The sequence below is a fragment of the Micromonospora sp. NPDC050276 genome (genome assembly GCF_044459545.1).
Classification (GTDB): domain Bacteria; phylum Actinomycetota; class Actinomycetes; order Mycobacteriales; family Micromonosporaceae; genus Micromonospora.
On record NZ_JBITJA010000001.1, the window covers coordinates 364522 to 376013 of the forward strand.

The 11492-nt window shown below is 72.2% G+C and carries 8 protein-coding genes; 6 read left to right on the plus strand and 2 right to left on the minus strand.

The genetic code is table 11. From position 1 onward, the window contains the following. Positions 1–397 precede the first annotated feature (397 nt). From mfd to ACIBF8_RS01745, 4 genes are all read left to right on the plus strand, one after another. Positions 398–4090 carry a transcription-repair coupling factor gene (mfd, locus tag ACIBF8_RS01730; protein WP_396780403.1) on the plus strand — a complete coding sequence of 1231 codons (3693 nt, stop codon included), beginning with the start codon at positions 398–400 and terminating at the stop codon, positions 4088–4090. Between the two features lie 116 nt (positions 4091–4206). Next, the gene (locus tag ACIBF8_RS01735; protein WP_396780404.1) at positions 4207–4965 is read left to right on the plus strand and encodes a hypothetical protein; all 759 of its coding nucleotides are present in this window, start codon (positions 4207–4209) and stop codon (positions 4963–4965) included. Between the two features lie 2 nt (positions 4966–4967). After that, positions 4968–5960 (plus strand): nucleoside triphosphate pyrophosphohydrolase, encoded by a 993-nt coding sequence (locus ACIBF8_RS01740; RefSeq protein WP_396780405.1) that lies wholly within the window; start codon positions 4968–4970, stop codon positions 5958–5960. A 109-nt stretch (positions 5961–6069) separates the two neighbouring features. Beyond that, positions 6070–7689 (plus strand): DUF885 domain-containing protein, encoded by a 1620-nt coding sequence (locus ACIBF8_RS01745; RefSeq protein WP_396780406.1) that lies wholly within the window; start codon positions 6070–6072, stop codon positions 7687–7689. 22 nt (positions 7690–7711) lie between these two features. Here ACIBF8_RS01745 and nudC read toward each other — a convergent pair whose 3' ends face one another. Further along, entirely contained in the window at positions 7712–8632 is a 921-nt protein-coding gene (gene nudC, locus ACIBF8_RS01750) for an NAD(+) diphosphatase (protein ID WP_396780407.1), read from the minus strand. Next, on the minus strand, positions 8629–9321 hold the full coding sequence (locus tag ACIBF8_RS01755; RefSeq protein WP_396780408.1) for a hypothetical protein: 693 nt from the start codon (positions 9319–9321) through the stop codon (positions 8629–8631). The genes nudC and ACIBF8_RS01755 overlap by 4 nt, the downstream gene beginning before the upstream one ends. Before the next feature lie 213 nt (positions 9322–9534). On the opposite strand from ACIBF8_RS01755, the gene eno reads away from it, so the two are divergent. Together eno and ACIBF8_RS01765 are read left to right on the plus strand one after the other, a co-directional pair. After that, a complete protein-coding gene (gene eno / locus ACIBF8_RS01760; protein WP_396780409.1) occupies positions 9535–10818 on the plus strand; it encodes a phosphopyruvate hydratase in 1284 nt (427 codons plus the stop codon). A gap of 32 nt (positions 10819–10850) precedes the next feature. After that, on the plus strand, positions 10851–11489 hold the full coding sequence (locus ACIBF8_RS01765) for a septum formation initiator family protein (RefSeq protein WP_396780410.1): 639 nt from the start codon (positions 10851–10853) through the stop codon (positions 11487–11489). Positions 11490–11492: the final 3 nt, after the last annotated feature.

Below are 11492 nucleotides of genomic sequence, written 5' to 3' on the forward strand. Positions count from 1 at the left end.
AAGATCCGCCAGGATGGCGCGACACCGGTCGCGCTGCCGAAGATCCACTCGGGTTCAGGGAAAGCGCGGTGTCGGCGTGCCGACGATGCCCCGATTTCCTTGAAGTCGAGTGGATCAATGGTTTCGAGCCAAACGCATGCAGGCGGTATGACCCGACCTATTCTGCGGTGGAGCCTCGGCGTGTTCAGCTGATCGAGCGCGACAGTCACCGTGGTCCGGTCGACCGGGACGCGCCCTGCCGGTCCGGAGGCCGGATGGGTGTCGGCGTCCGTTGGCGTCTCCGCTGCCGGAAGCCGGAGCTGGCGGGTCGACAGAGATAGGCTGGCTGCTGTGCACCCCCCGTCCGGCTGGACGAGGGGCCGCCGTCGTGTGCGTCGACTCCCCTGGAAGTGATCACATGCTCACCGGTCTGTTCACCGCCGCCCTGGCCGACCCCGGGCTGGCCCGGGCGCGTGACCTGGCGCGCTCCGGTGCCGCCCAGGTCGACGGCCTCGACATCACCGCTCCGGCGGCGCTGCGCCCGTTCGCCGTGGCGGCGGTGGCCGCAGACCGTGACGGGGCCGGGCGCCCGGTGCTGGCGGTGACCGCCACGACCCGCGAGGCCGATGATCTGGCCGCCGCGCTCGGCGGGTTGCTGCCGGCTGACCAGGTGGTGGTCTTCCCCTCCTGGGAGACGCTGCCGCACGAGCGGTTGTCCCCACGCTCCGACACGGTCGGCCGGCGGCTGGCCGTGCTGCGCCGGCTCGCGCACCCGGAGGCCTCCGACGCGCACGGCCGCACCGGGCCGTTGCGAGTGGTGGTGGCCCCGGTCCGTTCGCTGCTTCAGCCACAGCTGAAGGGTCTGGGTGATCTGGAGCCGGTGCAGCTCGCCGCGGGCGAGGAGGCCGACCTGGAGGAGGTCGCCCGCCGTCTGATCGACATGGCGTACGCCCGGGTCGACCTGGTCACCAAGCGCGGCGAGTTCGCGGTGCGCGGCGGCATCCTGGATGTCTTCCCGCCCACCGACGAGCACCCGTCCCGGGTCGAGTTCTGGGGCGACGAGGTGGAGGAGATCCGCACCTTCGCCGTCGCCGACCAGCGGACCATCGAGCAGGTCCCGCTGCTCTGGGCACCGCCCTGTCGGGAGCTGCTGCTCACCCCGTCGGTGCGCGACCGGGCCGCCGCGCTCGCCGAGCAGCACCCCGAGCTGGCCGAGATCCTGGACAAGCTGGCCGAGGGCATCCCGGTCGAGGGGATGGAGTCGCTGGCCCCGGTGCTGGTCGGCCCCGACTCGCTGGAGTTGCTGCTGGACGCCATGCCGGCCGGCACCCACGTGCTGCTCTGCGACCCGGAGCGGATCCGCACCCGGGCCCACGACCTGGTGCGTACCTCGGAGGAGTTCTTGCAGGCCAGCTGGGCCGCCGCCGCGGTCGGCGGCCAGGCCCCGGTGGACGTCGGCGCCGCCGCCTTCCGCACCCTGAGTGAGGTACGCGCCGCCGCGGGCAGGCTCGGTCAGCCGTGGTGGACGCTGTCCCCGTTCGGTCTCGTGGACGACCCTCATTCGGTCCGGAGTGCCGGCTCCCGGCGCGGAGGCCGAATTATGGTCGAAGGGGAGACCGCCGAGACTCGGCAGCCCTGGGAGGACGCGCCGGAGGAGACCGCCGTCACCCCGGACGACGCCATCGCGGTGACGCTGTCCGCCCAGCCGGCACCGCTCTATCACGGTGAGACCGCACGGGTGGTCGAGGACCTCAAGCGCTGGGCCGGTGAGGGCTGGTCGATCGCGCTGGTCTTCGAGGGGCACGGCCCCGCCCAGCGGGCGGTGGAGGTGCTGCGCGACGCCGGGCTGGGTGCCCGGTTGACCGAGGAGGTGCCGACCGCGCCGGTCCCCGGCGAGCTGGTGGTCACCTGCGGTGCGCTGAGCAGCGGGTTCGTCGACGAGGCGTCCCGCTTCGTGCTGCTCACCGGCAATGATGTGACCGGCGGTCGGGGCACCTCGACGCGGGACATGCGCAAGATGCCGAGTCGCCGACGCAACACCATCGATCCGCTGGAGCTGAAGGCCGGCGACCACGTGGTGCACGAGCAGCACGGCATCGGCCGCTACGTCGAGCTGGTGCAGCGCACCGTCAACGGTGCCAGCCGGGAGTACCTGGTCATCGAGTACGCGGCCAGCAAGCGGGGCCAGCCCGGCGACCGGCTGTTCGTGCCGACCGACCAGCTCGACCAGCTCTCCCGTTACGTGGGCGGCGAGCAGCCGACCCTGCACAAGATGGGCGGCTCGGACTGGCAGAAGTCCAAGGCCCGGGCCCGCAAGGCGGTCCGGGAGATCGCCGCGCAGCTCATCCAGCTCTACGCGGCCCGCAAGGCGTCCAAGGGTCACTCGTTCGGCCCGGACACCCCGTGGCAGCGGGAGCTGGAGGACGCCTTCCCCTGGCAGGAGACGCCGGACCAGCTGGCCGCGATCGACGAGGTCAAGCGGGACATGGAGCAGACCGTCCCGATGGACCGGTTGATCTGTGGTGACGTCGGCTACGGCAAGACCGAGATCGCGGTCCGGGCGGCGTTCAAGGCGGTCCAGGACGGTAAGCAGGTGGCGGTGCTGGTGCCGACCACCCTGTTGGTGCAGCAGCACTACAACACGTTCGCCGAGCGGATGAGCCAGTTCCCGGTCCAGATCCGGCAGCTGTCCCGGTTCCAGACCGCGAAGGAGACCGAGCGGACGCTGGAGATGGTCGCCGACGGCACCGTCGACATCGTCATCGGCACCCACCGTCTGTTGCAGACGGCGACCCGTTTCAAGCAGTTGGGTCTGGTGATCGTCGACGAGGAGCAGCGCTTCGGGGTCGAGCACAAGGAGCACCTGAAGACGTTGCGCGCGTCGGTCGACGTGCTCAGCATGTCGGCCACCCCGATCCCGCGGACCCTGGAGATGGCCATCACCGGCATCCGGGAGATGTCCACCATCGCCACCCCGCCGGAGGAGCGGCACCCGGTGCTCACCTTCGTCGGCGCGCAGGACGACCGGCAGGTGGCCGCGTCCATCCACCGTGAGCTGCTCCGCGACGGGCAGGTCTTCTACCTGCACAACCGGGTCGAGTCGATCGACCGGGCGGCACGGCGGCTGCGGGAGCTGGTGCCCGAGGCGCGGGTCGCGGTGGCGCACGGCCAGATGGGCGAGGACGCCCTGGAGAAGGTCATGGTCGGCTTCTGGGAGAAGGAGTTCGACGTCCTGGTCTGCACCACGATCGTCGAGTCGGGCATCGACATCCCGAACGCCAACACGCTGATCGTGGAGCGGGCCGATCTGCTCGGCCTGGCCCAGCTGCACCAGATCCGGGGCCGGGTCGGCCGGGGCCGGGAGCGGGCGTACGCCTACTTCCTGTACCCGCCGGAGAAGCCGCTCACCGAGCACGCCCACGAGCGGTTGGCGACCATCGCCCAGCACACCGAGTTGGGCGCCGGCATGTACGTGGCGATGAAGGACCTGGAGATCCGGGGCGCCGGCAACCTGCTCGGCGGCGAGCAGTCCGGGCACATCGAGGGCGTCGGCTTCGACCTGTACGTGCGGATGGTCGGCGAGGCGGTCTCCGCGTTCAAGGGTGAGCGGCCGGAGGAGGAGACCGACGTCAAGATCGACCTGCCGGTCGACGCGCACCTGCCGCACGACTACGTGAGCGTGGAGCGGCTGCGCCTGGAGATGTACCGCAAGCTCGCCGAGGCGCGCGACGAGGAGCGGCTGGGCGAGGTGATCGCCGAGATGACCGACCGGTACGGCGAGCCGCCGGCCCCGGTGCAGAACCTGGTGGAGGTGGCCCGGTTCCGCCTGCTGGCCCGCCGCTACGGCCTGACCGACGTGTCCATGCAGGGCAAGCACGTCCGGTTCGGGCCGCTGCCGCTGCCGGATTCGAAGCAGTTGCGGCTCAAGCGCTACCACCCGGATGCCGTCTACAAGCAGGCCACCGACCAGGTCAGCGTGCCCCGGCCGACCACCCGTCGGATCGGTGGCGAGCCGCTGCGCGACCAGGCGCTGCTCCAGTGGTGCGCGCAGTTGCTCTCCGATGTGCTGGGTGCCCCCGCCCCGCTCGCCGTCGCGGGTGCGTCCGCCTGAGCCGGTGGTGTCCCCTCGACCAGGGACGGTGCCGCTCCGGCGCCGTCCCTGGTCGCCGGATGAGCGAAGGTGGGGGGTGTCACAACCTCGGGTGGCGGCGTGAGAGAGTGACGGCTATGCGTGCTCGCCGTCTTGCCGCCGTCGCCACTGTGGCGCTCGGCCTCGTCGCCCTCACCGGTTGCCGTGCTGAGCCTGGTATCGCCGCTTACGTCGGTGACCAGCGCATCACCGACCTTCAGGTCGCCGCCGCGATGAAGGACCTGCGGACCAAGAACCCGACGCCGAGCGGGGAGCCCTCCGCCAGTGGCCAGCCGGCGGCGCAGCAACCGACCCTGCCCGAGGCGGCCGACGTGGTCCGGGCGATGGTGCTGACCAAGGTGTGCGAGCAGCTCTCCGCCGAGAAGAACTATCAGCCGCGCGGCCAGGTGACGGTCGACCAGGCCGCCCAGCAGCTCGGCCTCAGCCCGGAGACCGGGTACGTGCGCGAGGTGGCGACGTTCTTCACCTGCCTGTCCGGGTTGCCGACCGAGCCGGTCGAACCGACCAAGCAGGAGATGGCCGACGTGATCGCCGCCGGGCGTGCGGCCGGCAAGATCCAGCCCCAGGTGACCGATGAGGAGGCCGCCGGTCGGCTCAACGGCGAGCAGTTGCAGGGTGCGCTGGCGACCAAGAGGCTCCTGGGTGATGCGGTCGATCGTTACGACGTCACCGTCAGCCCTCGGTACCGCCCGCTGGAGTTCCCGCTGCTCAGCTTCGCTGACGACGCCCCTGCGGTGAGCGTGCCGCTGGGAGAGCCGGCCTCCGACGCGGTCACCGACATCTCCACCCCGGAGGGGTCGACCGCGACGCCGGAGGCTGAGGGCACGGCCAGCTGAGCATGACCGCACGGATCGTCCTGCTGGTCACCTCGCCCCGGTTGCCCGCTGGCCTGTTGACCTCGGCGGCCTGGGACGTCGTACGCCAGCACCCGGTGCTGACCGGCGCGGACAGTGAGTTGGTCACGGCCATGCGTCAGGCGGGCGCTGAGGTCACGGTCGTGGACGGCCCGGCGACGCAGCCGTTGCTGGACGCGGTGGCGGCGCACGGGACCGTGGTGTGGTTGGCGGGCCCAGCGGGTGACGAGGCGCTGGCCCGGGAGTTGGGTCTGCGGCTGGCCCGGCAGCCGGGGCTGGCCGAGATGGAGCTGATGTACGGCTCGTGGGATCCGCCGGGTGCCCGGCTGCTCGACGCGGTGGCCGTGCTGGATCGGCTTGCCTCTCCGGGGGGCGACCCGTGGAAGCGGGCGCAGACGCACCGCAGCCTCGCCGGTTACCTGCTGGAGGAGAGCTACGAGGCGTACGACGCGATCAGCGCCGACGACACCGACGCGCTGCGCGAGGAACTGGGCGACGTGCTGTTGCAGGTGGTGCTGCATGCGCGGCTCGCCGAGGAGTTGCCCGAGGACGAGCGGTGGAGCATCGACGACGTGGCCGGTGGCCTGGTCGACAAGATGATCCGGCGTAATCCGCATGTCTTCGCTGGTGCGGAGGTGGGCACGCTTGAGGAGATCACCGAGAACTGGGAGCGGATCAAGCGCGCGGAGAAGGCACGGCACTCGGTGCTGGACGGCGTGGCCCTGAGCCAGCCGGCGTTGGCCCTGGCCGCGCAGATCCTGGGTCGCGCCGCCCGCCGAGGCGTCGAGGTCCCACCTCCGCTGGCCGACACCCAGGTGGACGCCGAGGCGAGACTGGGCGCCAGCCTGCTGGCAACCGTCGCCGCGGCCCGCGAGGCCGGCATCGACCCCGAGGCGGCCCTCCGTCGCACCACCCTCGCCTACGCCGAAGCCATCCGCCAAGCCGAACCCGAACCCCCACCCTCCAGCCCGCGGTGATCATGAAGTTATTGCCCCCGACACGCCGAGGCGGACGGCAACAACTTCATGATCGACGGAACGGGCGGAACCGGTCGGGCGGGGCGCGGCGGTCGGTAGGGTGGGCCGGGTGGAAGCGTTTGGGGTGCTGGCTGAGCGGGTCGTCGAGGCGCTGTTGGAGTCGCGGCCGGGGGTTGCCACCGCGGCCGGGGATCACCGGTTCGACGACCGGCTGCCGGACCTGTCCGCCGACGGGTTGGCCGCCGACCGGGCGATGCTCTCCGACGCGGCCAACGCACTGTCCGAACTGGACCCGGACTCCCTCGACCTGGACGAGCAGGTCGACCACGCGCTGCTCACCTCATTCGTGGATCGGGAGCTGTTCGAGCTGACCGAGATCCGGTCGCACGAGTGGGATCCGCTGCGGCACAACCCGGGCCCGTTGCTGCACCCGCTGCTGGCCCGCCCGTACGCCCCCGCGGAGGTGCGGCTGACCCAATTGGCCGGCCGGCTCGCCGCCGTACCCGATGCCCTCGCCACCGCCCGCGCGACGCTGCGGGACATGCCGCGGATCCACGCGGAGACGGCGGTCGGGCAGTTCACCGGCACGGCCGCGTTGATCCGCGACGAGCTGCCGGCGCTGCTCGCCCAGGCGCCGAGCCAGCTCGACCGGGTCGAGCCGGCGGCCACCGCCGCGATCGCCGCGCTGGAGGAGTTCGTCGCCTGGCTGCGGGTCGGCCTCGCCGCCGACGCCGGCCCCGGACGGGACCCGCGACTGGGTCGGCGCCGCTGGGAGGCCCGGCTCTGGCACACCCTCGACACCGAGCTGGGCGCCGCCGAGATCCAGCGTCGCGCCTGGGCCAACCTGGACCGGGTCACCGCGGAGATCCGCGAGACGGCCGTCGAGCTGGTCGGCGGTCCGGCCGACGACGCCGCCGTCCGCCGGGCGCTTGACCTGCTCGCCGCCGAGCACCCGAACGACGCGACGATCGTCGAGCTGGCCGGGGTGACCCTGGACGAGGCGACCGACTTCGTCCGCGCGCACGACCTGGTCACCCTGGTCGACGACCGGTGCGTGATCCAGGAGATGCCGGAGTTCGCCCGCGGCGTCGCGGTGGCGTACTGCGACGCGCCCGGCCCGCTGGAGACCGCCGTCGTGCCGACGTTCTACTGCATCGCGCCCACCCCGTCGGACTGGCCGGCGCAGCGGGTCGAGTCGTTCTACCGCGAGTACAACGACCACATGATCCGCAACCTGACGGTGCACGAGGCGATGCCGGGGCACTTCCTCCAGCTCGCCCACGCCCGGCGCTACGTCGGTGGCACCCGGGTCCGCGCGCTGGCCGAGTCCGGCCCGTTCATCGAGGGCTGGGCGGTGTATGCCGAGGAGCTGATGACCGGGCTCGGCTTCGGTGGTCTGCCGGTGCGGTTGCAGCAGCTCAAGATGCAACTACGGATGACCATCAACGCCCTGCTCGACCAGTTGGTGCACGCCGAGGACCTGTCCGAGGCCGAGGCGATGGCGTTGATGACCGGGCGTGGTTTCCAGGAGGAGGGCGAGGCGGCCGGCAAGTGGCGCCGCGCGCAGCTCACCTCCACCCAGCTCTCCACCTACTTCGTCGGGTACAGCGAGGTGTCCGAGATCGCCGCCGCCCGTCCGGACGGGGTGTCGGTGCGCGACTGGCACGACGCGATGCTCGCCCACGACTGCCCGCCCCCGCGCCACCTGCGCACCCTGCTCGGCCTCTGAGAACAACGCCGGGCCGCGCGGTTCAGCGTCGCGCGGCGGTCACCGTCGCGTCGATCAGCCAGCGCGAGATGGAGTACGCGGGCGGCAGTTCCGCCGGCAGCGCATCCAGGCCGAACCACCGGGCCTGGGTGAGTTCCCGGCCATCGACCACCGGCTCGGCGTACGGGTCTGCGGCACGGGCGGTGAACCCGGCGAGCAGCACGCCCGGGCCGGAGATCGCCCACGGTTGACTGCCGAAGTAGGCCAGCCGGTCGACGGAGAGCCCGACCTCCTCGCCGACCTCCCGCCGCACCGCCGACTCCAGTGTCTCGCCGGCCTCGACGAAACCGGCCACCAGCGCCCACAGCCCGGTCGGCCCGGTGGCGTGCCGAACCAGCAGCAGCTCGTCGGCGTGGCCGGGCGGGCCGGGCCGGGTGATCGCCACCAGCACGGCGGCCGAGAGCTGCATCGGCACGTACAGGCCGCAGTCGGGGCATCGCCGGGCGGTCTCGCCGGGCCGATCGACGAGTTTGGCCCGGCAGGCGCCGCACCACCGGTGGGTACGACGCCACGTCAGCACCGCCAGCGCGCGGCCGGCGAGCGTGGCGTGCGGCTCGGGCACCTCGGCGGCGAGGGACGCCCAGCCGCGTGCCCGGCCGGGGAGGCTGTCGACGGTGGCCAGGTCGGCGGCCCAGGCGGGCACGCCGTCGAGCGTGCCCAGCGGCACCCAGTCGGTGTCGGCGGGCAGGTCGGCGACGCGCAGCGGTCGGCCGTCGTCGCCGGTCAGCAGCTTCGCACCGGTCACCGGCAGGGCCAGGTCGGTGGGGGCGGGAGGCCGACTCCAATCGGCCCCGGGCAGGAACCCGCCGGGCGGTGCGGCGGACCCGAACCCGCCGAGCGGTGCGGCGGACCCGAACCCGCCGGGCGGTGCGGTGGGCGTGGGCTCGGTCGGCGGGCCGGTCACGAGCCGCCGGGGCGGCGGTCGACGACCCCAGCGCCGGGGGGCGGGTCGAAGGCGGCCTCGTCGACCGTTGCGGAGTAGTTGCTCAGCGCCAGCTCCACCGGCTTGCCGTCGACCGGACCGGTGAAGCTGCCGAGCACGCCCTCAGTGGTCACGCAGGCGGTGAAGTCGCCGGACGAGCTCTCCACCTCGACGCAGGCGGCGTGGTGCCCGGCGACGGTGGTGTCACTCTGCTTGATGACCGCCTGCGGGTCGAGCGCGGCGGCGGTGAGCAGCCCGACCACCACCGGCGGGGTGACCAGGCCCTGCTGGTTGGCCTCGCCGAACAGCGTCACGGTGGGCTTGCTGCCCGGGGTGGGCGGGGCGACCAGCGTGCACTGCGGGCGGGCGCCGGTGGTCGTGCACCGGGTGATGGCCTCCGGGGTGACGGTGAGTCGCCCGCCCGGGTAGGTGTACGCGGAGCGGGCCGGGTCCTGTGCCTGCACGATCGCGGCGCTCTGCCCGCCGGGCAGCTGGTAGTCGGCCGAGTAGGTCAACTCCAGTGCGCGATCGAGCCGGGCGGCGAGGTTATTGACGAGTTCCGAGCGGCCCATGGCGACTCCGGCGTCCTCGAATGTCTGACAGCCGGTGACCGTGAGCGACGCGATGACCGACACGGCGAGCATGCGGAGGGTGGTCGAGGCGGCGGGCATGGCGACCAGCCTGGTGGATCCGGTCCGCGCAGCGCAAACCCGTTGCCGGTTGACGCCCGGAAATCCGGGAATGTCCGTCAACGCGGGGCGACTCGGGTGCGCGGGCGACGCCGTGTCCGTTCGCGCCGCCCGATACGCTGCGTTCAACACCTGCCTCAGCCGCACCGTCGCGGCCCACCCACGGACCGGATCACAACAACGAGGAGCGACTTAGTGGCAACCATCGAGGGAATCGTCGCCCGGGAGATTCTCGACTCGCGGGGCAACCCGACGGTCGAGGTCGAGGTCGGCTTGGACGACGGCACGGTAGCCCGCGCCGCCGTGCCCACCGGCGCCTCCACCGGCGCCTTCGAGGCGATCGAGCTGCGCGACGGTGACGCCGACCGCTACCAGGGCAAGGGCGTGGAGAAGGCGGTCTCCAACGTCGAAGACAAGATCGTTGACCAGATCATCGGGTACGAGGCCAGCGAGCAGCGGCTGATCGACCAGAAGATGCTCGACATCGACGGCACCGACAGCAAGTCGGAGCTGGGCGCGAACGCCATCCTCGGGGTCTCCCTGGCGGTGGCGAAGGCCGCCGCCAGCAGCGCCGAGCTGAGCCTGTTCCGCTACCTGGGCGGCCCGAACGCGCACCTCCTGCCGGTGCCGATGATGAACATTCTCAACGGTGGCGCGCACGCCGACTCGAATGTCGACATCCAAGAGTTCATGATCGCGCCGATCGGTGCGCCCACGTTCCGCGAGGCGCTGCGCTCGGGCGCGGAGGTCTACCACGCGCTCAAGTCGGTGCTGAAGAAGAAGGGCCTGTCCACCGGGCTCGGCGACGAGGGCGGCTTCGCGCCGAACCTGCCGACGAACGCGGCGGCCCTGGACCTGATCGCCGAAGCGGTCGAGAAGGCCGGTTACCGGCTCGGCACCGACATCGTGTTCGCGCTCGACGTGGCGGCCACGGAGTTCTTCGACAACGGCACCTACACCTTCGAGGGCGCCGCGAAGTCCGCCGAGGAGATGAGCACCTACTACACCAAGCTCGCCGACGAGTACCCGATCGTGTCGATCGAGGACCCGCTGGCCGAGGACGACTGGAGCGGCTGGCAGACGCTGACCGCCTCGATCGGCGACCGGGTGCAGATCGTCGGTGACGACCTGTTCGTGACCAACCCGCAGCGCATCGCCCGGGGCATCGCGGAGAAGGCGGCGAACGCCGTCCTCGTCAAGGTCAACCAGATCGGCTCGCTGACCGAGACCCTGGACGCGGTGGACCTGGCCCACCGGGCCGGCTTCAAGTGCATGATGAGCCACCGGTCCGGCGAGACCGAGGACACCACCATCGCCGACCTGGCGGTCGCCACCGGTTGTGGCCAGATCAAGACCGGTGCGCCGGCCCGCTCGGACCGCGTCGCCAAGTACAACCAGCTGCTCCGGATCGAGGAGGAGCTGGGCGACGCGGCGCGCTACGCCGGCGCCGGCGCGTTCCCGCGCTACCGTTCGGCCTGAGACGCGCGAAGCCTCGGGGGAGGGGTGGGACGATGCAGCAGCGCCGCACACCGGGTGGTCAGCGTCCCGCCCGCCGGCCGGGTCAGTCCGGTCGGCCGGGCGGCGGTCGCGCCACGCGGGGATCGGTCCGGGAGGCCGGCGTACGCGCCGAGCCGCGCGCCGCCGCTCGGGCACCGGGTGCTGCCCGGGGCGCCGAGGGCGTGCGCTCCGCGAATCGTCCGGCCGCCGCTCGGCGTACCGCCGCCGGTGGTGCCGTGAAGCGGCTCGCCGCACCCCACCCCCGTCGCTTCACCGGTCGGGCCACCGTGCTGTTCGCGGTCCTGATCGCGCTCGCGCTGGCCTACACCTACCCGGTCCGGGTCTACCTGGACCAGCAGGCCGACATCGAGCGGATGGAGGCCGCCCAGGCGGCGCAGGAGGCGGAGATCGCCAAACTCACCGCCGAGGCCGCCAACTGGAAAGACGACGAGTACATCAAGACGCAGGCTCGGGAACGGTTCTTCATGGGCCGGCCGGGCGAGAAGATGATGGTGGTGCTGCACGACCCGGAGGGCGCCGCCCGCGACGCCGGGAAGCCGGCCGGCTCGGCCGCCCCGGCCGGGCCGACGACCTGGTACGACACGCTCTGGTCGAGCGTGCAGGCGGCGGACAGCCAGCAACCGGGCCAGTGAGCC

What these genes read in the sequence shown, in the direction of transcription:
- mfd (WP_396780403.1), top strand. Translation starts at nt 398, where the DNA reads ATGCTCACCGGTCTGTTCACCGCCGCCCTGGCCGACCCCGGGCTGGCC.
- ACIBF8_RS01735 (WP_396780404.1), top strand. Translation starts at nt 4,207, where the DNA reads ATGCGTGCTCGCCGTCTTGCCGCCGTCGCCACTGTGGCGCTCGGCCTC.
- ACIBF8_RS01740 (WP_396780405.1), top strand. Translation starts at nt 4,968, where the DNA reads ATGACCGCACGGATCGTCCTGCTGGTCACCTCGCCCCGGTTGCCCGCT.
- ACIBF8_RS01755 (WP_396780408.1), bottom strand. Translation starts at nt 9,321, where the DNA reads ATGCCCGCCGCCTCGACCACCCTCCGCATGCTCGCCGTGTCGGTCATC.
- ACIBF8_RS01765 (WP_396780410.1), top strand. Translation starts at nt 10,851, where the DNA reads ATGCAGCAGCGCCGCACACCGGGTGGTCAGCGTCCCGCCCGCCGGCCG.